The sequence below is a fragment of the Natronorubrum tibetense GA33 genome, assembly GCF_000383975.1.
GTDB classification, from domain to species: Archaea; Halobacteriota; Halobacteria; order Halobacteriales; family Natrialbaceae; genus Natronorubrum; species Natronorubrum tibetense.
Genome location: NZ_KB913017.1, coordinates 1,539,227 through 1,561,290, shown reverse-complemented (window position 1 = coordinate 1,561,290; position 22,064 = coordinate 1,539,227). Strand labels below are relative to the sequence as shown.

Genomic DNA, 22,064 nt, shown 5'->3' with positions numbered 1-22,064 from the left:
GTGAGCGGTTCGAAGAACCCGAGCGATGCCGTTCACCGAGCGCTCCGCGCTCGGGCCGACGACTGATGTGAGTGAGTGAATCGAACGAACCGAAGGAGGAGTGCTTTTGATCGAAACTGAGCGGAGCGAAGCTCCGCGATGTCCAAAAGAGCGCGAGCGCTCTTTTGAAGATTTTACCGAGTGACAGCGGGCTGTACGACAGCTACGCTGTCGTCAGTCCGCAAGAACGCAGCGTAAAATTTCGTTTTACTGGATGTGGCCTTCTTGCCGAAGCTGGTCGGCCTCGCTCTTCTCGTAGCGCCAGGTGATATCGCCTTTCTCGTCCTGCCAGTCCCACGGCTCGACGAGGACGACATCGTCCTCGCGGATCCAGATGCGCTTTTGCATCTTGCCGGGAATGCGTGCGGTACGTTCTTCCCCGTCGGCACACCGTACTTTCACCCGATTCGCCCCGAGCATGTTGGTGACGGTCGCGAACACCTCGTCGTCCTCCGGCATCCGGAGGTTCTTCCGACCGCCCTCACCGTCGTCGCTCATACCCCGTGGTTCGGAGCCGAGCGGTTTAATGTTTTATCGATTTTTCGAGGTCGACCACGCGCCGGCAGTGACTCTCGAGGCCGGGAAACCACGCCGTTTATTTCCCTCGGCTGGACACACTCAGCGTATGCTCCGAAATCTCGGGCCGCTCGGAATCGTCGGCATCGTGATTCTACTTGCAGGAATCGGGCTCATCGCCTACCAGAATCTCCTGATCGCCGCCGGGATGGCGATGGTCCTCGCCGGGCTCGGATTGGTCGTCAAGGCGCTGATCTCGGGAATGCTCCAGAGCTTCGGAATGTTCTGACCGCGGAGGCTGCGATGGCGCTCCGAACTATTTTGTCGGTTCGTCGCCTCTATAATCGCATGGGATACGCGCTCCACTACTACGACCTGGTGTTGGTCTGTATCGCTGCGAGCCTCGGTCTCGGAGCGGGGATCGGCTACGCGACGCCGGTCGCGATAGAGGTCTCGATCGCCGTGTTGGGAGTCGTCGCAATCGGCTTTATCGCGCACGCACTGTTCGTCAACGGCCCGGTCGACGAGCCGGAGGATCTGACCGACGAGGTCGCGGTCGAAGAGGTGCCACAGGTGCTCTCACCGGTCAACACGGCGGACTGAGCGGTGGACTGAGAGACCACGGCTGCGAGATCAGACTTCGTTGTCTCCGGCTCGGTGTTCGCTGATGAGCTGGTCGACCATCGACGCCTTGCGGTCGCGCTCGCGTTCTTCGGCTCGCCCGTGCCAGTCGTCGATAACGGCTTCGACGTCGTCCTCGCGGGCGACGGCCAGTTCGTCGACCTCCTGCATGGCGACGTCGTCGGCCGGCCCGACCGGAATCTCCTCGTCGAAGAGGATCTCGTCGGCGATCTCCGAGAGCCCGCCCTGCTTCAGGACGACTCTCGGCTCGAAGCCCGCGAGGAGGTCGGCCGTCGATTTTCCGGCCCCGCTCGCGTCCCGAACGAAGACGACATCGCCGGCGGCGATGCCGTACTGCTCATCGGCTTCCCGAATCGCCCCCTTCGTGAACTTCTCGATCACCTTGACGGGGACCAGCCCCTCCTTTTTCGCCGAGACGTCGCTGAAGTTCGAGTGATCGAGCTTCCAGAGCGCCTTCATCCGCTCGACTTTGCCCTCGAGATCTTCGACCTCCTCGCGAGCCTGGTCGCGTTCGCGTTCGAGGCGATTGGCCTTCCGCTCGAGTCGGTTCACCTCCCGATCTTTGCGAACCTGCGTGCGCTCTTCCCGGCGGGCGAGACTGAGTTTCGACTCGAGTTCGTCGATCCGGTCGTCCCGGTCCTCGATGCGGCCCTCGAGGGTCCCGACGTGTGACTGGAGCCGGTCGACCTGTCGCTCGAGATCCTTGATCCGTTGTTCCTCCTCGGTGAGTTCGCGGGGTTCGTGTTCCGTGGACTCCTCTTCGGTGTCCTCGTCGTCGTCGAGATCCCGGAGGACGGCCTCGACGCTCTCTTCGCCCGCGACGACGCGAGCGGTCACCTCGCCGCGGTCGAGTCCCGGCGGGAGTTTGTCGGCGATGCGTTCGAACTGATTCTGGTGGGCGTCGATGGCATACAGCGCGGCGGCCATCGCGTCGCGCTGGTGGTCGTCGTCGTACGGCTCCTCGCGCGTTCGATGCTGCTTTTCGTCGATCGGCAGATCGCTCGTCGGCGTCCAGCCCGCGGCGTCGAAGCTCCGACGGAACTTCTCGACGGTTTCGGGTATCGGCGTCACGTCCGCCGCGACGATGATCGGCCGGCCGCGCTCGACGATCCACTCGATCACGTCGGCGGTGTCGCTGGTGCGCGAACTCCAGACGTCTAAGACCTCGCCCTCGAGCGAGACGATCGAGACGGCGGTCGTCGTGCCGGGATCGATCCCGACGACGACGTGATCCCGGCGTTTGACCAGTGGCTGGAACTCGATTCCGTCCCGCCGTTCGCGTTCGATCTCGACGCGAACGTCGCCCGAGCGATTGCGCGAGACGGGGATCTCCTGCGGCCGGGCCTGAACGGTAAAGACGGCGTTTGCGAACCCCCCATAGGCCTCGCGGACCTCTCGCTCGTACTCGAGATTGGCGTCCTCGAGTGCGGATTCGACCTCACGGGCTCGTTTCCTCACCGAACCGTGGATGCGACGAGTGTAGCGGTCCTCGCTCCAGCCCCCGCTACCGGTAGAGCGACCCCTCGAGACCTTAACCTCGGTCGTGTCGGTAAAGGCTGATACCTCGTGCCCGACGTTGTGGGCGGCCAGTTGGGCGGCGGCTTCGGCTTCCTGCATCGGATCTTTCCCGTAGGGGATGCCGTGGCGTTTCGCGACCCGGGAGAGCGGTTCGGGCTGTTCGGCACCCGTCACCTGGACGAGTTTCGTCCCGGAGGGAAGCGAGCCGAGGAAGTGGATGAGCTGATCCTTATCGGCCGCCAGCTCGTACATGTTGTCCGTCGCGATGATCGCGGGCTCCGTATCCTCGATCAGTCGTCGGAGCTTCCGGTGGGAGACGACATCCCGGCTCACGTCCTCGCCGTCGTAGACGACGAGCGCGTACGACGGGGCGTCGCCCCGAACGTCACCGCTTTGAATATCGACGCCAAAGACGACCGCATCGAGGGCACTCGTTCGCGTACTCACGGCCGGCCCTAGGGGCGAGTCGGTGATAAATCCGGCGCGGATTCCTGCCAGCTCTCGGCCAAACGCTAAGAAGCCGGCGATTGTGACAAGCGTATGGACAATAGAGATCAGCCTACCGACGGCGACGAGACTGTCGAACGCGCCGATACAGCCGGCCGGAATGATGAGACACAGAAACGAACTGACGAATCGGAGCGCAAACGACGGGGCGATTCGGGCGACCCGTCGATCGTCGATCTCGCACAACAACCCATCGTCGCGGCGTGGACGACGTACCTGACGCTCCTGCTCGCACTGGTCGCCGTCGGCTACGGGCTGTTCGGCATTTTCAGCGATGCGATCGACGAAGGCGTCGCCGAAACGGCCGACGGCATCGCGGGGTTCGACGCCGCGGTCGAAGCGGCGCTCTCGATCCCACTTACGGGCACCCCGTATCTGGCGATCCTGCTCGCCGTCTTCGTCGGCGCGTTCCTCGGCTGGCGACTCGAGTACGACCGATCGACGACCTACGTGACCGCGGGGCTCGCCACGGGCGTCGCGACGGTCGTTTTCTGGACCCTTGCAGCGCTGTTCGGGACGATTCCGCTCGCAGTCTCGATCGATATCGGCGGCTTGCTGGTCAACGCGCTCCTCGCGGGCATCACCGCGGGGCTCGTCGCCGCGGGTGGCGTCTGGGCGACGCGCACGCGAGCGCCGATCACCCTCGCGGTAGACGAGGCGTCCGCCGCGGCCGGAGGCGAAGAGCCGCGAGCGCGTCGCACCGACCGGAGGACCGCCGAGGCTCGAGCGTCCGGCGACGCTCGGGGGACTCGAGGGGCTCGAGACGAGCGAGTCGATCCGGACGCCGACGATACTCGAGACGCACAAAACGAACGCGAATAGGGACTCGAACGCGGTCGGCCGCTCGAGAGCGAGACCACAAGAGATTTGACAACTGCTTATCCTTCTTCGATGAACGACGCGATCCAGTCGACGATATCATGCCAGACAGATCCACCACGCAACGTTCGGACCCGAGGCCGTCCAGACGCCGGCTCCTCCGGCGTGTCGGTGCCGCCGCCAGCGGCGCTGTCGTCGGACTCTCGGGCTGTCTCGCGGGACTCGGCATCGGTGGGGAGGCGTGCAACGGTCACACGATCGAGTCCGAGGCCGATCTCGAGGGGGCGGATCTCTCCGACTGCGATCTCTCCGGCGCCGACCTCTCGAAGGCGACGTTGACGGATGCGGATCTCCGGGGTGTGGATCTCAGGGACGCGGATCTCTTCCTCGCGGAATTCGAGGGTGCGGATCTCACCAACGCCGACCTCAGGGACGCGACGGTCCTGATCGGCGCGCTCACGAAGGCGGACATCACCGGCGTAAACCTCTCCGGTAGCGATCTCTCGAACGCGACGCTCTCCGGCGAGGAACTCGCCGACGTAAGTCTCGCCAACGCCGATCTTACGGGAGCCGACCTCTCGGAGGCGAATCTCGCGGGAGCCGATCTGTCGGGTGCGACAGGAGTCGATGCGGACCTCGAGGACGCCGACCTCGCCGAGGCGAACCTGTCCGGTGCGGATCTGACCGATGCAACCCTCCCGAATGCCGACCTCTCCGACGCGGACCTGTCCGGTGTGAACCTGACGGACGCGATCTTTCCGACCGTCGACCTCTCGGGTGCAGACCTTACGGGAGCCAACCTGACGAGTTCGTACCCGGTCGGTGCGGATCTCACCGACGCCGACCTCACCGGTGCGACGTGGCTCGACGGCACCGAGTGTGAGACGGCGGACTGTGGAGGTTTAGCTGACCGGCTCTGACAGATTCTGAGAGGGATTATCGCAGGAGTTCATAGTTTCTCTGTGAAGAACCGAGACACAGCGTCGAAGGCCGGGTTTCGAGATCTCCGGTTGGCTACGGTAATCCCTATGACAGGTCGAGTATCGCCTCCCGACTCCGGATCGGGATCGTGACCAGAATGTGACGCATTTCGTAGGTCTAGTCGCTGAACTCGAGAATCCCTGGATCGGAAACAACATGCCAGCGATGAGTATCGGCCGAAACTGCGGCGCGGGACCACCATCGAGTCGCGCGCCGATGGGCTCAGACGTCCGGATACGAAATCTCGAGTTCGTCTCCGTCGTCCGGGAGGACCACCTCGCCATCGAACACCTTGCGGGCCTGCTCAAGGTGGTCCCCGGTGTGGCCCGCGTACCGAGAAGAGAGGTGTACCAGCGCGAGTCGATCCGCACCCGCGCGATTCGCGATCTCGGCGGCCTGCCGGGCCGTCGAGTGAGCCGTCTTCGCGGCCCGGTCCGCTCGGTCGTCGGCGAACGTCGCATCGTGGATCAACAGATCGGGTTCGTCCGCGACCTCGATCGTCGCCGTCGTGGGTCGCGTATCGCCGGTGTAGACGATCGACCGACCCGGCCGAGGCTCGCCGACGACCTGGTCCGGATCGACGGCGGTGCCGTCCTCGAGTTCGACGGACTCGCCGGCGTGGAGTTTCGAAAACTTCGGTCCCACTGGAACGCCAAGTTCTTCGGCGCGTTCGCGGTCGAACCGGCCCTTGCGGTCGTCTTCGACGAGGGCGTAGCCGACCGACCGGGCGTCGTGGTCGGTCTCAAAGACGCGGACCTCGTACTCGTCGGCGCGGTAGGCGACGTCGTCATCGCCGACTTCGTTGATCCGCACCGGAAACGAGGGTCGGTTGCCGAGTGCGTTCACCAGCGACTTCAGCTGCCGGCGCGTCCCGTGGGGTGCGTGAATCGCCAACGGCTCCTCGCGGTCGTTGAACGCCATCGTCTGGAGCAGTCCTGGAATCCCGAGGACGTGATCACCGTGAAGGTGCGTGACGAACAGGTGCGATATCGAGAATCCGGTGCCGAATCGCATCAGCTGGCGCTGGGTCCCTTCGCCGGCGTCGAACAGCAACTGCTCGCCCTCGCGAGCGACGAAGATACTGCTCGGGTTTCGCTCCGTCGTCGGAACCGCCCCGGCCGTCCCCAGAAACGTCACGCGCAGTGGCATCGATTGCTGTTCGGTCCGGGAGGAGTATACGGGCTTCGGATCGCATCGATATCGAACTGCAGGATTGTTTTCAGCGGACTGCAATTACCGAAGCGAGCGAATCACCTCGACGTTTTACATCGATGGACCGTGAAAGGACTCGTAATGGCGACCGAGTTCGACCGGGAATCGTTCCGCGACAGCCACCACAGGCAACCCACATGAGCGCCAAATCGACACTGGGAACCATCAAACGCGTCGGCGCGATCCTGATCGCGATCGCGATCGTGCTCGCCGCGGGAATCGTCGTCGGGCAGGCCCCTGCTATCTTCGGCGTCGAAGACGACCCCGAAGCGTCGATCGAGTTCGAAGACCAGCAAGGCGACGGCGAAAGCGTCGTGATCGGTGAAGTAACCCTCTCGGATGGCGGCTTCGTCGTCCTCACCAACGGCGGTGACGAATCGCTCGCCGTCTCCGACTATCTCGAGTCAGGCACGCACGAGAACGTGACGATCGAGCGCGCGGAGGACGCCGAGGAGGACCTCGTCGGCCAGCTCACCGCGACGGTCCACCAGGATACGACCGGTGACGGCTACGCCTACGAGGAGAGCGAGGGCGAGGAGGATCGACCCTACCTCGAGGACGGGTTCCCCGTCTCGGATACGGCCTCGGTGACGACGACTCTGGACGATGACGCGCTGTCGGATTCGTTCACCGTCGACTCCATCAGCGCACCCACCACGGCGACCACGAACGACACAATCGAGGTCACCGCCGAGATCACCAACCCGACGGAGATCGAAAGCCAGCAGAACGTCGAGTTCCGCCTCGGCGGCACCGTCCTCGAGCAACAGGCGCTCGAACTCGGCAGCGGCGAAACACGCGAGGTGACGTTCCAGATCGACACGGTCGGCGCGCCACCCGGCGAGCAGCCGATCGGCGTCTACACCGACGGCGACGGCGCCATCACGACCATCGATCTCGAGTTCCACACCGATCCCGCGATCGAGGTGGTCGACGCGAGCGAGGAGAACGTCACCGTCGACGTCGCGACCCCCGTCGACGGCTTCGTCGGGATCGAAGCCGAGAATGGCAGCCTCATCGGAACGAGCGACGACCTCGAGCCGGGCGAACACAGCAACGTCACGGCCGAGTTCGACGACGATGCCGAGGTCGACGACGACGAGGAACTCACCGCGGTCCTCTACGAGGGCGAGTCGGATGACGACGAGCCGACGCCGTTCGAGGACGAGGACGGCGACGGCGTCGAAACGACGTTCACGATCGCGGACGTCGAGAACGACGACGATGGAGACGAGGGCGGCGAAGACGACAACGGGGCGGACGACGAGTAGCGCACACCGACGCGATACCGTCGGCTGCCACTGTTCGAAGCATTGATCGAAACGATCCGTCGAATGCTCCGTCCCGGCTTGCAGCCGACAGTACAACCGACCGATTCTTACCCGCCCCGTCCCTACCGACTGGCGATGGACGCGCCGCTGTGGACCGACACCCACGCCCCCGAGCTGGCCGAGTTGCCACAGGACGACGCTCGAGAGTACCTCGAGCGCGCCGTCGACGAGCCGATCAACCTCCTCCTGCAGGGCCCACCCGGCAGCGGGAAGACGGCGGCGGCGCGGGCACTCGCACGCGAAGCGCACACGGACCCGGACAACGACCTGATCGAGATCAACGTCGCCGACTTCTTCGGCCGGACGAAGACCGAAATCAAGAACGATCCGCGCTTCGAGCAGTTTCTCGTCGGCCGCTCCTCGATGTCCAAGCGGGACATGATCAACCACGTCCTCAAGGAGTCGGCGAGCTACGCCTCCGTCTCCGGCGAGTACAAGACGATCCTGCTGGACAACGCCGAAGACGTCCGTGAGGACTTCCAGCAGGCGCTGCGCCGGATCATGGAGCAACACCACCGGACGACGCAGTTTATCATCGCCACCCGCCAGCCAACGAAGCTCATCCCGCCGATCCGCTCGCGGTGTTTCCCCGTCTCATTCCGAGCACCCTCGAGTCCCGAGATCGTGACGGTGCTCGAGCGGATCGTCGAACGGGAGGGCGTCGCGTACGAGAACGACGGGCTCGAGTTCGTCGCGGGCTACGCGAACGGGAACCTCCGGCAGGCCATTCTGGCCGCCCAGACGACCGTCGAGGACGAGGGCGAGCTAACGATGCAGGCGGCCTACGAGACGATCGGCGAAGTGGGGCTCGAGGACGAAATCGAATCGATGCTCGACGACGCCGAAGCGGGACAGTTCACGGACGCGCGCAAGGCGCTCGACGATCTGCTCGTCGACGAGGGGCTCGACGGCGAGGAGGTCATCGACTCGATTCTCGGCGTCGCTCGCAAACGATACCAGGGCGAGAAACTGGCCCGGATGCACCGGCTGGCCGCCGACATCGAGTTCGAGATGCACGAGGGCTCGAGCGATCGGATCCACGTCTCGCGTCTACTGGCGGAGCTGGGACGGGTCGCCTGACGGCCCTTGGGCTCGTCCTGACGAGTGACGCGATCGAGAGCCTCGACTCGAGGAGGCCGTGGGACCGCAACGAGGGGAGAATCGGTCGTCGGTTTTGCGTGCTCGACTTCGTTCGGGGAAGTCGGTATTGGCACAGTCACCCCCGGTCGGCCGAAATGAGGAGTCGACACCGCCGACCACCCGGAACCGGTATCCCATACGGGTGAGCGGTCGAAATTAGCAGTCTGCAACGTTTTATTCGTCGTATAATAAGTAGCGACGGTGTTCTAAGCGAACACGGATGAACGACTCGTTCGACACGCTATACGGGGCGCTGAACCGACTCGACGAACTGACCGATCCGATCTATCTGGACGGAGCCGAGGAGAACCTCGGTGCGTGTCTGTACGCGCTGGACAAGATGGCCGAGTCGGCCATGGAAACGGACGCCCTCGGCGAAGCACACCGCCACCGCAAACTCCGGACCGAGGTGGCGGCTGCCAGCGAGCGGGGTGAAGTCGTTGCGATTCGCCGATCCGACGCGCTCCGACTGTCGGTAACGCTCCATCAGTACCGGGAGAAGCTTCGCGAGCGCGGCGACACGGTCGGGGCTGCGGATATCGACCGGACGATTCGCGTTATCGACGGGCAACTCGAGGAGATGGCCGCCGAGACGGCGCCGGGAGAGACGAACTGCTCGTAACTGCCCCTTCGACGAGTCTTCCGAAACAGTTGCAGTAGACGCACGCGTTCAGTGAGTGTCTTCTTGACCCCCTCGTGCGAAGAGGGCCGTATGCCGACCATCCTCGAGACGCACATCCAGAACCGATTCCGCGTCCAGCCGAACCACGCCAACAACAACGACACGCTCCACGGCGGCAACCTGATGAAGTGGTTAGACGAGGTCGGGGCGATGTCGGCGATGCGCTTTGCCGGCGAGACCTGCGTCACCGCCCGCGTCAACGAACTCGATTTCGAGCGGCCGATCGGGATCGGCGACACCGCGCTGGTCGAGGCCTTCGTCTACGACGTGGGTCGGACGAGCGTCCACGTCGGCTTGCGGGCGTGGCGCGAAGAGCCGAGAAGCGGCGATACCGAACGGACGACCGAATCCTCGTTCACTTTCGTCGCGATCGACGAGGACGGGTCCACCGTTCCCGTTCCGGAACTGACGGTCGACTCCGAGCGAGGGCGAGAGCTCCGAGAGCGGATGTTCGACGTCGAAGACGGCACGTAGCGAGGTACGACGGAGGAGTCAGAACCGACGGTCAATCCCGCGCTACCGACTCCTCGTCCGTTTCCGTCGCTTCCTCGTCCCCGTTCTCGTCTTCCGGCTCCGGGGGCTGCTCGAGTTTTCGCAATCGCGCCATCATGATACGGGTGTTCTCGACGTCCTCGACGGTGATGCGAACGCCGTCGTAGGTGATCTCTTCGCCCTCTTCGACGAGTCGGCCCGCGCGGTTGAAGATGAAGCCGGCGATGGTCTCGAACTCCTCACCCTCCGGCAGATCGATGTCGAGCGCCTCGTTGACGTCCTCGATGTTGACTTCCCCGCGGACGATGACGGTGTGTTCGTCGACCTCCTCGATCGGCTCGTCCTCGCCCGTTTTGAGGATCTCGCCGACGATTTCCTCGATCATGTCCTCGACGGTCACCAGCCCCTCGGTGGTGCCGAACTCGTCGATGACGATCGCCATGTGCATCCGGTTTTCGCGCATCTCGGTCAGCAGTTCGTCGACGTTCTTCGATTCGGGAACGTGGAGCGTCGGCTGAATGAGATCGTCGAGTTCCAGATCCTCGACCTCGGTCTCGCCATAGTTGAGATCGCGAACGAGGTCCCGAATGTGGACGACGCCCTGGACGTTGTCGAGACTCCCCTCGTAGACGGGGATGCGAGCGTGGCCGCTCTGAATACAGGTCTCGATGGCCTCGTCGATGCTCGCGTCTTTCGGAACCGCCGTCATGTCGAGTCGCGGTGTCATAACCTCCTTGACGATAGTGTTGTTAAAGCGGAATATCCGCGTGAGCATCTCGTGTTCTTCTTCCTCTAGAACCCCTTCGCGCTCGCCCGACTCGATCATCTCCTGGATCTCGTCGCGGGTGACGTAGGGTGATTCGATCGCCCCCGTCGACCCCGTCAGCTTGTTCACCTGTCGGGTGAGGTAGTCGAAGAGGACGATGAGGGGGAACAGCAGGTACTCGGTAGCCTTCAGCGGTTTCGAGATGCGGATCGCCCACGATTCGGTGTTCTCGACCGCGTAGGATTTGGGGACGCTCTCACCGAATAAGAGGACGAGGGCGGTGATCCCGAAGGTGGCCAGCAACACGCCGACCAGCCCGCCGAAGTAGATAGAGAGAATCGCCGTCGCGATCGAGGACATCGCGATGTTGACGATGTTGTTGCCGACGAGAATCGTCACGAGGAGTCGGTGCGGATCGTCTTTGAGCGACTTGACGAGCTCCGCTCCCGGGACCTCGTCCTCGACCATCCCCTCGAGGCGGTGTTTCGGCAGGTTGAACATCGCGATCTCCGAGGAGGAGAAGAATCCCGAGAGCAGGATGAGGACGGCGACAGCGAGCGTGCCGAGAATCGCCACAGTCGACTGTTCGAACGCGAGATCTACGACGGGAACCTCGTAGGCAGCAAACACGACCTCGAGCAGCGGAGACAACGCCATTGATGTCGTTCATAATAGCTGGATCGGTTAACCGTTTACCATTTATGTCCCGGTTCGCCGGCGACGACACGTTTACCCACCCGTTTCCCCAACGAAGGCTATGGGAGCAGCCACCAGTGCAGACAGCGAGGCGCCGATCACGTTCTACCGCCTGCAGGCGTGTCCGTACTGCGAACGCGTCGCGCGACTGCTCGAGGCGTACGATCTCGACTATCGCTCGCGGTTCGTCGAGCCGCTCCACTCGCGGCGAGATGTCGTCAAGCGCGTCGCCGGCGTCCGCACCGTTCCCGTGGTCGTCGACGAGACCACCGGCGTGACGATGGCCGAGAGCGCGAACATCGTGGACTACCTCGAATCGGCCTACGGAGGCGAGAACTGATGGCCGACTTCGACGTCGTCGATCTCGGACCCACGGATCACCTCGAGTCTGGCGACGAAGCATCCGATATCTCCCGTCCGCTCGTGACCGACGAGTTCTGGGAGGACCGCAAGCTCTCCGCCCTCGCTGGCGAGGGCGGCCGAACGATCGTCGTCTTCACGCCCATGATCGGCTCGTTCGTCGCCAAGTACGTCTGGGACGAACTCGACGAGCGCGACTGGGCCGACCGCGCGGACCGCGTCGTCGGCGTCACCGCCTCGACGCCGTACGGCATCTCGCAGTTCCTCGACGACAACGAGCTGCCGGTCGGCATCTTCGCCGATCCGGCCAACGAGATCGCCGACGCCTACGGTATCGCCCACGATCTGGACGGGATGGACGGGGTCAGTGAGCCGCGGCTCGCGTTCTTTGCCCTCGAGCCCGATCTGACCGTCGAGGCCGCCTGGGTCGCCACCGAGTGGCCCGAGTTCCCCGACTACGACGAACTCGAAGAGCGGCTGGGGCTCGAGTAGTCGGTCGGCTCTCGACCCGAAGCCCAACGGCTGCACGCCGCCAGCGGACAGGGCGGTACGCTTTTGCCGCGGACGCGGCGATACTCACGCATGACCGCGGACGCAGACGCACTCGAGCGCGCAGCGGCGGCAATCCGTGCGGGCAAGCTGGTTGTGTATCCGACCGAGACCGTCTACGGGCTCGGTGCCGACGCGCTCGACGCCAACGCCGTCGGGCGTGTTTTCGAGGTGAAGGGACGAGAACGGTCGAAACCGATCTCGTTTGCCGTCCCGACGTTCGAGACGGCCGTCGAGGAGGGGTACGTTCGTGCGAGCGAGCGCGAACAGGCGTTCGGCGCGGCATTCCTCCCGGGACCCGTGACGCTGCTCTGTGAGCGCACGGCGGCCGTTCCCGACGTCCTCACGGCCGGCCGAGATCGCGTCGGGGTCAGAGTCCCCGACTGCGAGACAGCACTCGCGCTCCTCGAGCGCGCCGAACGACCGATCACGGCCACGAGCGCCAACGTCAGCGGGGAGCCGAGTGCCCGACGAGTCGACGAAATCGGGGACCAAGTGCTCGAGTCGGCCGTCGTGCTCGAGGCCGAGCCGAGCGAGTTCGAAGCGACGAGCGAAAGCACCGTCGTGGACGTCTCCGCGGGGACGATTCACCGTCGCGGTGCGCTGGCCGACGAGATCGAGGCGTGGCTCGAGGACCACTGATCGACGAGTCGAACCTGATCGCACTCTGACGATCGAGCCCCGTTTTGATCCGAGCCTGGCCACAGTTCAAAACCCGAGCAACGAGCGCAGCGTTCGCGTCCGAACGCCACACTGGGTCGCGAACTCGCAGGCGTCGCACTTCGACCGATTGTTCGTTCGGCCCGGCGGCCCGTCGAGTTCCCGAACCGTCCGGAGGGCGCGGCGGTACCGGGCCTTTCGTCGCGTCGTCAGCTCGACCGACCGGATCACGCCATAGGCGGGGTACTCGAGCCAGACGCGCTCGACTCGCTGCTGGTGTTCCCACGCCAGCGCCTTCGCGGCCGCGACGGCGTGAACTGATTGCGGCTCCCAGACCCCCTGATCGGGCGGCTCGCCGGTCGACACGAGCACCGGCTCGAGCGGCTCCTCGAGGACCTTGTGCACGATACCGTGGCAGTCGCGACCGCTGGCGTAGACGTCTCGAGCGCTGGGATCCCGAAGCCGGCTCCAGTGACCGGCGTCGGCGAGCCGATCCCGCGTCGCGGCGAGTCGGTCGCGGTATCGTACGGGGGAGACGGCGATCGGTTCCGACTCGAGCGTGTCGGTGGGAGCCTCGAGCAGCTCCTCGTACCGCGTCTCGAGGGCACGAATCGACTCGACTTTCGGCGGCGGCTCCCAATCGGCGTCGTCGCTCGTCCGCTGATAGTAACACTTCCGGGGGCAGTAGGTGGCGGTTCGCAGGTCGCTAAATGAGACGTGGGCTCGAGACACGAACGGTCTGGCCGCCTATTTGTATATAAATTTCCGGACGGCGCTATCGAATCGCTGGCCGTTAGATAAGGTGTCGTGTAACGTACGCTCACTCGCTGGGTGTACTTGCCGGTGACGTGTTCGCCGTGAATGCGATGAAAATGAGCGTTCTGCTGTCGCTGGCAGCGGTGATTGCCACGTCCTCCCCAACCGATTCGCTCATTTCATTCGCTCATCCCTCGCACGGCTACGAGCCGCGTCTCACTGTCCGTTCGCCGCGGCTCAGCGTGCGCCACCGCACGTGGGTCGTCAGTTTCAGTGGTATGTACGTCACCTGTACTGACCGCAACAAGTGACAGGTTTTTGACTGGTTATTTAATAGCTACCTCGACAAGAAACGGTGCGTAGACGACCGTGTTCGTATGCGGTGCAAGCAGTCGTACCGAGCGTGAGCGAAGCGAACGCTCGGCGTTCCTCGTGAGTTCCGAAGGAACGAACGAGGGCTCGGGAGAGCTTGCTCTCCCGGCGTTTTTCATCGAAGTTTTTTGGCCGGGTTTGAACGAACGTAGGTGAGCGAAGACCCGGTTAAAAAAGTTCGGTCGTTAAAACTCGACGTCCGTCTCCATCCCTTCCGTCGCGTCCTCGAGACCGTCCTCGCGAACGTCGGTCGTCATCCGCTCGGAGAGGTCTGCGTCGGCGAGGAGACTGTTGAACTCGTCGCGGTAGCGGTCGTTCGCCGCTCGAGACTCGTCTTCGGCCGCGGCGATGCGGCGGTAGCGTCGAATCTGGTCGTCGCTGACGTCGTATTCGTCGGCGAGCGTGGCGTCGTCTTCCTCGCGGTCGCGGATAGCGGCGAGGTCGACTTCGTCGGCGTCGTCCTCGCCTATGAGGTGTAACGACATCCGTGCCTCGAACACGTCCGCCGGATCGACGCCGAGGTCGGCGGCGATGTCGTCGTCGCTGTCGCCCTCGTAGAAAGCCTTCGCGACGGCGATGAGGTCTTCGTTCGACAGCGACGTGTCGAACGCGTAGCGTTCGCGCATCTGCTGGACGACGCTCTCGAGGCGTTCTTCGGTCGTTCGCTCGTCTCGCTCGAGCGAGCCGCGCGTGTTCTCCTGGGATTCGGTGACGGTTTCCTCGCCGTCGGTGACGTCAGTGAAGATATCTCGGAGTTCTTCGGTTTTTTCGTTCATGAGTCGATAATCCCGATGGGAGCCTATTTAAGGCTGTTGCCAGCTAACATAGGGAATCGACTGATGAACACGGACGACTATTATAAACTCGGAATCGTGGCAAAATTTTCGCAAGACGGCGAAGCGATTGTCTTCCGGAGGGTGTGGCAAGAATTAAGTCTCCGCCCCCCACCTCATTGTACATGAACGTCATAGCACAGTCGGAGGTGGGACGGGAGACCTACCTGGGGATCGGCAGCGTCGGTTACGCGCTGTTCTATCTCCTCGTGGTGATCACGCTCGCCGTCTTCGCCTACGGACTCTACCAGCGGTTCAGCCGGTACACGCAGGGTGACGACGACCCGTTCGACCGACTGGACGACCTCCCGAATCGAATCGTCAGTTCGGCCAAGATCGTCCTCTCGAACGAGAAGCAGTTCAACAGGGATCTCTACGGCGGCCTGATGCACTCGTTTATCCTCTGGGGATTCCTGACGCTGCTGATCGCGACGACGATCATTGCCGTCGAGCAGTACGGGACTAATATGCTCTTTGGGATCGTCTTCTGGGAGGGCGACTTCTACCTCGGCTATCAGTTCATGGTCGACGCGATGGGGCTGCTGTTCGTCGTCGGGATCGGGATGGCCCTCTACCGACGCTACTGGGTCCAGAACCACCGTCTCTGGGGACGCCACACCTCGAACGAGGACGATATCTTCATCTGGACGCTGTTCGGCCTCGGCGTGGGCGGCTTCCTGCTCGAGGGCTTCCGGATCTACATCACCGGCATGCCCGACCACGAAGTCGTGAGCTTCGTCGGCTACGGACTCGCGATGCTGTTCGGAGCGATCGGCGTTCCGACGAGCGAAGCGGCGATGAGCGCGGAGTACTCCGCCGTCGCGAACCTCGGCTTCAACGCCGAAACGCTCCACTGGCTGTCCTGGTGGTCTCACTCGCTGCTCGCACTCTTTTTCATCGCGTGGATCCCCTACGCCAAGCCGTTCCACATGATCTCCTCGTTCGCGAACGTCGTCACGCGCGACGAGAAGGCCGGCAAGCGGCTTCCAAACGTGCCGGCGGACCTCGACGCGACCAACGCCGAATCCATCGACGACTTCACCTGGAAGGAGATTCTCGACCAGGACGCCTGCACCAAGTGCGGTCGCTGTTCCTCGGTCTGTCCGGCGAAGGCCTCCGATCGACCGCTGGACCCGCGTAACGTCATCCTCGACCTGAAAAAGTACCGCGAACAGCTCGACGCCGGCGGCGAGGAGAAGCCGATGATCGCCGACGGAGGGACGAGCGTCATCAACACGGAGACGATGGAGTCCTGTATGGCCTGTATGGCCTGCATGGACGCCTGTCCCGTCGAGATCGAGCACCTGCAATCCTTTACCCGACTGCAGCGCCAGATGACCGACCAGGGCGACATCGCCCCGAGCATGCAGGACGTCTTCCAGAACGTCATGCAAAACGGCAACACGTTCGGCGACTCGCCGCGAAATCGTGGGGACTGGGCCGACGAACTCGAGTTCGACGTCCCCGACGCCCGCGAGGAGGAAGTCGACTACCTCTGGTACGTCGGCGACTTCCCGAGCTACGACGAGCGCAACAAGCAGGTCGCTCGCTCGCTGGCGACGATCCTGAAGGAAGCCGACGTCAGCTTTGGCATCCTCTTCGACGACGAAAAGTACGACGGCAACGACATCCGCCGCGTCGGCGAGGAGTTCCTCTACGTCGAACTGGCCGGTCACCACGTCGAGACGTGGGAGGACTGCGAGTTCGACAAAATCGTCTGCACCGATCCCCACTCCTACAACACGTTCAAAAACGAGTATCCAGAGGTCGACTTCGAGGAGTTCGCCGACGACCCGATGATGCCCTTCGACTACGAGGAGTTCTGGAACGAAGACGGCGAGATCGAGGTCTACCACTGGACCCAGGCCGTCGAAGAACTCGTCGAGACCGGCGCGCTCGATCTCAGCGGTACCGAACTCGATTACACGGTCACCTACCACGATCCGTGCCACCTCGGCCGGTACAACGACGAGTACGAGGCCCCGCGCGAACTCATCACAGCCACGGGCTGTGAACTCGACGAGATGCCCCGCAACCGCGACAACTCCTTCTGTTGTGGCGGCGGCGGCGGCGGCCTCTGGATGGACTTCGAGGAGGAGCCCAAACCGAGCGAGGAGCGGATTCGAGAAGCGCTCGAGGATACCGACAACGGTCCCGACGTCGAGAAGTTCGTCGTCGCCTGTCCGATGTGCATGACGATGTACGAGGACGGCCGCAAGACCGGCGGCTACGAGGACGAGATCGAGATCGTCGACATCGCCGAACTCGTCGTCGAAGCGATCGGCGCAGAAGAAGAGGCGAAGATCGAAGCTACGGCGGACTGATCGACTCGTACTCGATTTGGCCGCGTTGAATCGTCCGTTCTGATCGCGTTCCGCTGTCCGTTTTCGGTTCGCTGGATACAGCGACGACATCGAAAGTCGCTCGGACCCAGCTATGGGTCGTGGTCGTCACTGAAGAGCTCGATTACGGCCTCTTTCGACTCGCATGCGTCTTCGACGATTCGCTCGAGCAATTCTCGTTTGGGCACGTCCCGGCCCGTTTCACGGCGAATCGCCGCCTGTAACTCCTCGAGGCGGTCGTTCGTCGCCTCGGTGATCTGGACTGACGGACACACGAGTACCTGTTGGATATCCAACCAAGAAACGTTTCTGGATCCGAATACTCGGTCTGAGAGGACTAAAAAAACGGTTCGTGTCGAGCAGTCAGTCCGAACAGCCCAGCGACGCCGATGCGTCACTGCTCGCTTCGGCCGAAACGTCGACCGCGTTCACCTCGCGGGCGAACTCGAGGAAGTTGTCGAACACCAACTTTGCCTCGCAGGCCCGCTGGTAGTTCTCGTCGGTGATCTCCTCGAGGATCGACTGGAGCCTGTCGTCCGAGAGATCCTTTCGGTGGACGAGTTCGCGGGCGGTCTTCGTGTCGTACTCGGGGTGAAACTGGACGCCGAACACGCGGTCCTTGCGAAAGCCGTGATTCGAGTAGTGGTTTTCGGCGAGCGGGTCGGCGCCGGGCGGCAGTTCCGTGACCTCGTCGGAGTGGCTAGTAAAGGCGGTGAACGCCCCGTCGACGCCCGCGAAAAGCCGTGACTCCCCGAGTCGCTCGATCTCGCTGTAGCCGACTTCGTAGGCACCCATATCCTCGACGGTGCCGCCGAGGACGTCCGCGAGCAGTTGGTGGCCCCAACAGATTCCCAGGAACGGAATATCGCGGTCGATCGCCTCCCCGACCCACGTTTTGGTCGCTTGCATCCACTCTTCGTCCCAGTACACCGACGACCGCGAACCCGTAACGACGGCCGCATCGTAGTCGAAGTTGTCGGGTACTTCCCCGCTCGTGGCGTCGAACTCGGATAACGAGCCGTCGAGTTCGCGCCGGAAGTTTCGTGTCGTGTTCTCGTCCCGATGAGCCGCATTCAGGACGGCAATACGAAGCTGATTCATCGTCCCGTATTCGCTACTCCGAGGGCATATGCTTTCCGTCCACCACCGGGGTTGCCGCAACCACGGACGGCTAGGAATGAGTCCGTTCCCGGATGGTATCGTTGGGATCCGATTACGTGTGCGGTAGAAAATTCACTGTGGCCGATACGCGTCCTTCGACGTCCGTCGGAACCGCTCGCCGGTCTCGAACCAGCCGTCGCCGAACCGTCCGCGGCCGTCGATGTCGTCGGACAGTTCGTTCCGAACGTCTGCGCCAGCGTCCCCGTTCTCGTCGTCGGTTCCGGCAGCGTTTACGTAGCCGCCGGCTACGACCGGGCCGGAAAGCTCGAGTCGTCCCGTCGCCTCGCCCTCGAGGACAGTTCCGTCCGCGTCGCGCAGGCGGACGCGACAGTCCGGCACTGGACGGCCGACGTCGGTCGCATTACGAGTCGGTGACTCCGCAGTCGACGAACTGGCATCGGTCGACTCGAGCGACTGGCTCAACGCAGTCGGACACTCGAGTCGCCCGTACGCTCGAGCGACCGAGACGCCGGCCTCGCGGTACCGTTCGCGAACCTCGTCCTCCATCGGTCCCTCGACGACGACCCGCTCGAGGGAGTCGGCGCGGTCGGCGAATCCGGACTCGGCCGTCAGATCCGACAGCGACTGGTTCCGGCCCGCGAGGAACGTTGCCGTTTCCGACTCGACGGCGACCAAGGTATCGCCGGGATCGAACGCCCGGTCGAGCAGGAGCGTGCCACCGACGTAGAGCGTCGATAACGCGGCGCGAACGAGCCCATCGGCCGCCGAGAGAGGTGTCACGAGCGGGACGACATCGTCAGCCGACAGCCTCCACGTGACGAGATTCGAGATGCAGTTCCACTCGAGAGCGCGTTCGGAGTAGCCGACGATTGGCCGGCCGTCGTCGCCGTGGAGCAACAGTAACGGGAGCTCCCCGCCCGACCCGTCCGTCGCTTCGAACGAGTCGCGGTCGGCCTCGGCCAGTTCATCGAGCGTCACCGTGCGATCGAACGGAATCGAGCGCACGAGGTCACGTTGGGCCGCCTCGGAGACGACCAGATCAGGGTCGGTACAGTCGAACGGTCGCTCGACGGAGGCGGGCGTCAGCCAGTGGGAGATCGGGAAGAAAGTGGCCTCGAGTCGCCGACAGGCAAAGAGGAGTGCGAGCGAGGCGACACGGTTTCGCGTGACGAGACAGACGATATCGCCGGTTTCGACGCCGAGCGCCGAGAGGTGTTCGGCCGTCCGCGTCGCCATCGCCGACAGTTCGTCATACGTCACTCGGTTCTCGTGAATCGTCTCCGCGGGTGCGTATAGCCGTTCTTCGGAGACGTCGACGATCGCCGTCCGATCCGGAAAGCGTTCGGCCCGACGTGCCAGCGAGAGCGTCACATAACTCCGTACCACACCGGAATCCGTAGTAGCTAGGGGGTCAGTCGCAAGCATCGTGGCGACCTCATATCGAGACGATCTCTACTCGTCGTCCGTCTGTGCCTCGAGAAAACCCAGGATCCGATCGTTGACCGTCCGCGAGTGCTCGATGAAACAGAGATGACCTGCTCCCTCGAGTTCCTCGAACTCCCCGCGTGGAAGCCCTCGAGCGAGCGCCTGCCCGGCCGCAGGCGGGACCAGTTCGTCCGCCCCGCCGTGGGTCACCCGCGTCGGCTGGGTGACCTCGACCAGCCAGTCGTTCGCGTCGAAATCCTCGAGGGCCGCCACCTGCGCTTTCCAGCCCTCGCGGTCGGCGTCGCCGTCGGCCCGCCAGTCGACGATGCCGTCACAGACCTCCGGCTGGGCCTCGCAGAACTCCTCCGAGAGCCCGGTCTCGAGCGAGTCCCGTAACGCCGCGCGGTCATCCGGCGGCGCGAACAAGGGCTCGAGGTCGAACGCCTCGCCTCGTGACGCGGTCCCGAACAGTGTCAGCGTCTCGACGCGATTCGTGTCTCGCGCGGCCCGCAGCGCGACGGCTCCGCCGAGGCCGCAGCCGACGAGGTGGGCCTTCCGGATCCCGCAGTCGGCCAGGACGGCCTCGAGGTCGGCGACGAGGGTCTCGAGGTCGTACGGTCCCGGCGGCGTGTCGGAGCGGCCCGTCCCGCGGAGATCCCAGACGACGGCCTCGTGGGGGCCGGCGAGGGCGGCGTGTTGCCAGCCCCACGACCAGCCGCCGAGGCCGGCTTCGGGAACGAAGACGATCGATTCGGCGTCGCCACCCTCACCCGCGCGGTCGTAGTACAACGAGACGTCCCCATTCGACGCAGTTGGCATACCAGAACTGACGGGGCGAACAAGGCGAGGGTTTCGGTTCCCGAACGCGTTCGAGACTCGAGTCAGTCCGCCAAAAATACCGTCGCCGCTTCAGCGATCGTTTCGCTCGCCGTCAGCACCTCCGCCCACTCGATCGACTCCTCGGGGAAGTGCGCCTGCTGGATGTCGCCGGGACCGAACAGCACCGTCGGAATCCCGGCGCGGACGTAATGGCGGCTGTCCGCGCCGTAGGTCGCGCCTCGAGGCTCGGTCTCCGGGAGTTCCATCGTCTCCATCGCCTCCTGTACCGCCCGGACCACCGGCTCGTCGGCATCCGTCTCGGCGGGCTCGAACTGGATCGAGAACCGGTCGAATTCGGGCGGGTTCGAGTCGAAAAAGGGGTCGTCGGCGACGATCTCGGCCAATCGCTGCTCGAACTCTCGTTCGACCTCGTCGACCGTCTCGCCCGGCGCGACGCCGATCCGAAGCTCCGCGATGAGTTCGTCGGGCACCGACGACGCCCAGTTGCCCGCTTCGACGCGACCGACGCAGACGGGCCACGGGATCGGGAACTCCTCGTAGAGCGGGTGGGTAACGCGCTCGCCGCGCTCGGTCTCGAGGTCGTCGAACGCCCCGCGGATCCGCTCGAACGGCGGGAGGACGGACTCGCCGTGCCAGCGCGTCGCCGCGTGGGCCGACCGACCCTCGAGGCGCAGGCGCTTCATCAGACTCCCTTCAGTGGCGATCACCGGCCGGCACTGCGTCGGTTCGGCGACGATCGCCGCGTCCCGCGAGAAGGGATAGGGATTCTCGAGCGCCGCTGCTGCCGCGCCGATACCGCCTTCCTCCTCGCCGACGACGCTCTCGACGACGAGTCGGCCGTCGAATGCGGGTTCGGTCGACGCGAGGTGTCGCGCCGCGAAGACACAGGCCGCGAGCCCGCTTTTCATGTCGGTCGCACCGCGAGCCGTGAGCGTTTCACCTGTCTCGTCCGCATCGGAATCGCTCCACCGCGGCTCGAACGGATCCCCCTTCCAGCCGTTCCCCGGCGGGACCACGTCGACGTGGCCGTTCAGCACCAGCGTCTTCCCCGCGTCCGGATCTCCGAACTCGAGAACACCACCCACGCTCGGCCGGTTCGCCGTCTCGAGTTCCGCCGGGTCGTCGGGAAAGGAGGGATGCTCCGCGAGTGCCTCGGCTTTGGCCTCCCATCGGTATGTTTCGAAGCCCCAGTCCTCGAGGATGTCGGCGAGCCACTGCTGGGCGGCCGCCTCGTCTCCGGCGGTCGTCTCGAACCGACACAGTTCGTCGACGAACGACCGTAGTTCGTCGTCCCACGCTGTCGAAAACTCCATACACGACGCAGGAAGCAGCGGGTCAAAATACCAGTGGGACTCCGGCCGCGTTCGTGTCGGACACCAGTGAGTACCCACGGGTCGACGGTCGAACACGGAGCGATCGACCCGCCAGAAGTGAAGCGAGACGAAAAACAGGAATGAGAGCTAG

At 64.0% G+C, this 22,064-nt stretch carries 23 protein-coding genes; 12 read left to right on the top strand and 11 right to left on the bottom strand.

From position 1 onward, the window contains the following. Nucleotides 1–246: 246 nt before the first annotated feature. The gene (eif1A, locus tag NATTI_RS0108090; protein ID WP_006092758.1) at nucleotides 247–537 is read right to left on the bottom strand and encodes a translation initiation factor eIF-1A; all 291 of its coding nucleotides are present in this window, start codon (nucleotides 535–537) and stop codon (nucleotides 247–249) included. Between the two features lie 127 nt (nucleotides 538–664). On the opposite strand from eif1A, the gene NATTI_RS0108085 reads away from it, so the two are divergent. Next, on the top strand, nucleotides 665–844 hold the full coding sequence (locus NATTI_RS0108085; protein ID WP_006092759.1) for a DUF7470 family protein: 180 nt from the start codon (nucleotides 665–667) through the stop codon (nucleotides 842–844). Nucleotides 845–903: 59 nt separating this feature from the next. Then, a complete protein-coding gene (locus tag NATTI_RS0108080; protein WP_006092760.1) occupies nucleotides 904–1,158 on the top strand; it encodes a hypothetical protein in 255 nt (84 codons plus the stop codon). Nucleotides 1,159–1,188: 30 nt separating this feature from the next. Here the strand turns inward: NATTI_RS0108080 and NATTI_RS0108075 are convergent, their stop codons facing one another. Beyond that, nucleotides 1,189–3,162: a DUF460 domain-containing protein gene (locus NATTI_RS0108075; RefSeq protein ID WP_006092761.1), complete on the bottom strand. Its 1,974-nt coding sequence runs from the start codon at nucleotides 3,160–3,162 to the stop codon at nucleotides 1,189–1,191. A gap of 93 nt (nucleotides 3,163–3,255) precedes the next feature. Here NATTI_RS0108075 and NATTI_RS0108070 point away from each other — a divergent pair, with 93 nt between their 5' ends. Together NATTI_RS0108070 and NATTI_RS0108065 are read left to right on the top strand one after the other, a co-directional pair. Further along, a complete protein-coding gene (locus NATTI_RS0108070) occupies nucleotides 3,256–4,044 on the top strand; it encodes an ABC transporter permease (protein ID WP_006092762.1) in 789 nt (262 codons plus the stop codon). A gap of 98 nt (nucleotides 4,045–4,142) precedes the next feature. Beyond that, nucleotides 4,143–4,961 (top strand): pentapeptide repeat-containing protein, encoded by an 819-nt coding sequence (locus NATTI_RS0108065; RefSeq protein ID WP_006092763.1) that lies wholly within the window; start codon nucleotides 4,143–4,145, stop codon nucleotides 4,959–4,961. Between the two features lie 283 nt (nucleotides 4,962–5,244). Here the strand turns inward: NATTI_RS0108065 and rnz are convergent, their stop codons facing one another. Beyond that, the gene (gene rnz / locus NATTI_RS0108060) at nucleotides 5,245–6,171 is read right to left on the bottom strand and encodes a ribonuclease Z (protein WP_006092764.1); all 927 of its coding nucleotides are present in this window, start codon (nucleotides 6,169–6,171) and stop codon (nucleotides 5,245–5,247) included. Nucleotides 6,172–6,371: 200 nt separating this feature from the next. On the opposite strand from rnz, the gene NATTI_RS0108055 reads away from it, so the two are divergent. The 4 genes from NATTI_RS0108055 to NATTI_RS0108040 all read left to right on the top strand — a co-directional run bounded on the left by NATTI_RS0108055 (nucleotide 6,372) and on the right by NATTI_RS0108040 (nucleotide 9,861). Then, nucleotides 6,372–7,505: a DUF7282 domain-containing protein gene (locus tag NATTI_RS0108055; protein ID WP_006092765.1), complete on the top strand. Its 1,134-nt coding sequence runs from the start codon at nucleotides 6,372–6,374 to the stop codon at nucleotides 7,503–7,505. Between the two features lie 135 nt (nucleotides 7,506–7,640). Next, the gene (locus NATTI_RS0108050; protein WP_006092766.1) at nucleotides 7,641–8,645 is read left to right on the top strand and encodes an AAA family ATPase; all 1,005 of its coding nucleotides are present in this window, start codon (nucleotides 7,641–7,643) and stop codon (nucleotides 8,643–8,645) included. A 280-nt stretch (nucleotides 8,646–8,925) separates the two neighbouring features. Beyond that, complete coding sequence (locus tag NATTI_RS0108045; protein WP_006092767.1) at nucleotides 8,926–9,327, top strand: hypothetical protein; 402 nt, start codon at nucleotides 8,926–8,928, stop codon at nucleotides 9,325–9,327. Between the two features lie 90 nt (nucleotides 9,328–9,417). Continuing rightward, nucleotides 9,418–9,861 (top strand): acyl-CoA thioesterase, encoded by a 444-nt coding sequence (locus NATTI_RS0108040; RefSeq protein WP_006092768.1) that lies wholly within the window; start codon nucleotides 9,418–9,420, stop codon nucleotides 9,859–9,861. Between the two features lie 31 nt (nucleotides 9,862–9,892). Here NATTI_RS0108040 and NATTI_RS0108035 read toward each other — a convergent pair whose 3' ends face one another. Beyond that, nucleotides 9,893–11,302: a hemolysin family protein gene (locus tag NATTI_RS0108035; RefSeq protein ID WP_006092769.1), complete on the bottom strand. Its 1,410-nt coding sequence runs from the start codon at nucleotides 11,300–11,302 to the stop codon at nucleotides 9,893–9,895. Between the two features lie 100 nt (nucleotides 11,303–11,402). Here NATTI_RS0108035 and NATTI_RS0108030 point away from each other — a divergent pair, with 100 nt between their 5' ends. The 3 genes from NATTI_RS0108030 to NATTI_RS0108020 all read left to right on the top strand — a co-directional run bounded on the left by NATTI_RS0108030 (nucleotide 11,403) and on the right by NATTI_RS0108020 (nucleotide 12,892). Next, complete coding sequence (locus NATTI_RS0108030) at nucleotides 11,403–11,681, top strand: glutaredoxin family protein (protein ID WP_006092770.1); 279 nt, start codon at nucleotides 11,403–11,405, stop codon at nucleotides 11,679–11,681. Continuing rightward, complete coding sequence (locus NATTI_RS0108025; protein WP_006092771.1) at nucleotides 11,681–12,193, top strand: redoxin domain-containing protein; 513 nt, start codon at nucleotides 11,681–11,683, stop codon at nucleotides 12,191–12,193. The genes NATTI_RS0108030 and NATTI_RS0108025 overlap by 1 nt, the downstream gene beginning before the upstream one ends. A gap of 90 nt (nucleotides 12,194–12,283) precedes the next feature. Beyond that, nucleotides 12,284–12,892, top strand: coding sequence for an L-threonylcarbamoyladenylate synthase (locus NATTI_RS0108020; RefSeq protein ID WP_006092772.1), 609 nt, complete (start codon nucleotides 12,284–12,286; stop codon nucleotides 12,890–12,892). Nucleotides 12,893–12,958: 66 nt separating this feature from the next. Here the strand turns inward: NATTI_RS0108020 and NATTI_RS0108015 are convergent, their stop codons facing one another. Both NATTI_RS0108015 and NATTI_RS0108010 read right to left on the bottom strand, forming a co-directional pair. Next, nucleotides 12,959–13,642 carry a CRISPR-associated protein Cas4 gene (locus tag NATTI_RS0108015; RefSeq protein WP_006092773.1) on the bottom strand — a complete coding sequence of 228 codons (684 nt, stop codon included), beginning with the start codon at nucleotides 13,640–13,642 and terminating at the stop codon, nucleotides 12,959–12,961. 581 nt (nucleotides 13,643–14,223) lie between these two features. After that, nucleotides 14,224–14,814 carry a hypothetical protein gene (locus NATTI_RS0108010; protein WP_006092774.1) on the bottom strand — a complete coding sequence of 197 codons (591 nt, stop codon included), beginning with the start codon at nucleotides 14,812–14,814 and terminating at the stop codon, nucleotides 14,224–14,226. A 182-nt stretch (nucleotides 14,815–14,996) separates the two neighbouring features. Here NATTI_RS0108010 and NATTI_RS0108005 point away from each other — a divergent pair, with 182 nt between their 5' ends. Beyond that, nucleotides 14,997–17,195 carry a (Fe-S)-binding protein gene (locus NATTI_RS0108005; protein ID WP_006092775.1) on the top strand — a complete coding sequence of 733 codons (2,199 nt, stop codon included), beginning with the start codon at nucleotides 14,997–14,999 and terminating at the stop codon, nucleotides 17,193–17,195. Nucleotides 17,196–17,305: 110 nt separating this feature from the next. Here NATTI_RS0108005 and NATTI_RS0107995 read toward each other — a convergent pair whose 3' ends face one another. The 5 genes from NATTI_RS0107995 to NATTI_RS0107975 form a co-directional block, all read right to left on the bottom strand. Then, a complete protein-coding gene (locus NATTI_RS0107995) occupies nucleotides 17,306–17,488 on the bottom strand; it encodes a hypothetical protein (RefSeq protein WP_241434422.1) in 183 nt (60 codons plus the stop codon). 88 nt (nucleotides 17,489–17,576) lie between these two features. Then, entirely contained in the window at nucleotides 17,577–18,314 is a 738-nt protein-coding gene (locus NATTI_RS0107990) for a type 1 glutamine amidotransferase (protein ID WP_006092777.1), read from the bottom strand. A gap of 132 nt (nucleotides 18,315–18,446) precedes the next feature. Further along, nucleotides 18,447–19,706, bottom strand: coding sequence for a class I adenylate-forming enzyme family protein (locus tag NATTI_RS0107985; protein WP_006092778.1), 1,260 nt, complete (start codon nucleotides 19,704–19,706; stop codon nucleotides 18,447–18,449). 81 nt (nucleotides 19,707–19,787) lie between these two features. Further along, nucleotides 19,788–20,579, bottom strand: a complete 792-nt coding sequence (locus NATTI_RS0107980; protein WP_019991736.1) for an alpha/beta fold hydrolase — start codon at nucleotides 20,577–20,579, stop codon at nucleotides 19,788–19,790. A 62-nt stretch (nucleotides 20,580–20,641) separates the two neighbouring features. Beyond that, on the bottom strand, nucleotides 20,642–21,913 hold the full coding sequence (locus tag NATTI_RS0107975; protein WP_006092780.1) for a M20/M25/M40 family metallo-hydrolase: 1,272 nt from the start codon (nucleotides 21,911–21,913) through the stop codon (nucleotides 20,642–20,644). Nucleotides 21,914–22,064 lie beyond the last annotated feature (151 nt).

What these genes read in the sequence shown, in the direction of transcription:
- eif1A (WP_006092758.1), bottom strand. Translation starts at nt 537, where the DNA reads ATGAGCGACGACGGTGAGGGCGGTCGGAAGAACCTCCGGATGCCGGAG.
- NATTI_RS0108085 (WP_006092759.1), top strand. Translation starts at nt 665, where the DNA reads ATGCTCCGAAATCTCGGGCCGCTCGGAATCGTCGGCATCGTGATTCTA.
- NATTI_RS0108080 (WP_006092760.1), top strand. Translation starts at nt 904, where the DNA reads ATGGGATACGCGCTCCACTACTACGACCTGGTGTTGGTCTGTATCGCT.
- NATTI_RS0108070 (WP_006092762.1), top strand. Translation starts at nt 3,256, where the DNA reads ATGGACAATAGAGATCAGCCTACCGACGGCGACGAGACTGTCGAACGC.
- NATTI_RS0108065 (WP_006092763.1), top strand. Translation starts at nt 4,143, where the DNA reads ATGCCAGACAGATCCACCACGCAACGTTCGGACCCGAGGCCGTCCAGA.
- rnz (WP_006092764.1), bottom strand. Translation starts at nt 6,171, where the DNA reads ATGCCACTGCGCGTGACGTTTCTGGGGACGGCCGGGGCGGTTCCGACG.
- NATTI_RS0108055 (WP_006092765.1), top strand. Translation starts at nt 6,372, where the DNA reads ATGAGCGCCAAATCGACACTGGGAACCATCAAACGCGTCGGCGCGATC.
- NATTI_RS0108050 (WP_006092766.1), top strand. Translation starts at nt 7,641, where the DNA reads ATGGACGCGCCGCTGTGGACCGACACCCACGCCCCCGAGCTGGCCGAG.
- NATTI_RS0108045 (WP_006092767.1), top strand. Translation starts at nt 8,926, where the DNA reads ATGAACGACTCGTTCGACACGCTATACGGGGCGCTGAACCGACTCGAC.
- NATTI_RS0108040 (WP_006092768.1), top strand. Translation starts at nt 9,418, where the DNA reads ATGCCGACCATCCTCGAGACGCACATCCAGAACCGATTCCGCGTCCAG.
- NATTI_RS0108035 (WP_006092769.1), bottom strand. Translation starts at nt 11,302, where the DNA reads ATGGCGTTGTCTCCGCTGCTCGAGGTCGTGTTTGCTGCCTACGAGGTT.
- NATTI_RS0108030 (WP_006092770.1), top strand. Translation starts at nt 11,403, where the DNA reads ATGGGAGCAGCCACCAGTGCAGACAGCGAGGCGCCGATCACGTTCTAC.
- NATTI_RS0108025 (WP_006092771.1), top strand. Translation starts at nt 11,681, where the DNA reads ATGGCCGACTTCGACGTCGTCGATCTCGGACCCACGGATCACCTCGAG.
- NATTI_RS0108020 (WP_006092772.1), top strand. Translation starts at nt 12,284, where the DNA reads ATGACCGCGGACGCAGACGCACTCGAGCGCGCAGCGGCGGCAATCCGT.
- NATTI_RS0108010 (WP_006092774.1), bottom strand. Translation starts at nt 14,814, where the DNA reads ATGAACGAAAAAACCGAAGAACTCCGAGATATCTTCACTGACGTCACC.
- NATTI_RS0108005 (WP_006092775.1), top strand. Translation starts at nt 14,997, where the DNA reads ATGAACGTCATAGCACAGTCGGAGGTGGGACGGGAGACCTACCTGGGG.
- NATTI_RS0107990 (WP_006092777.1), bottom strand. Translation starts at nt 18,314, where the DNA reads ATGAATCAGCTTCGTATTGCCGTCCTGAATGCGGCTCATCGGGACGAG.
- NATTI_RS0107980 (WP_019991736.1), bottom strand. Translation starts at nt 20,579, where the DNA reads ATGCCAACTGCGTCGAATGGGGACGTCTCGTTGTACTACGACCGCGCG.
- NATTI_RS0107975 (WP_006092780.1), bottom strand. Translation starts at nt 21,913, where the DNA reads ATGGAGTTTTCGACAGCGTGGGACGACGAACTACGGTCGTTCGTCGAC.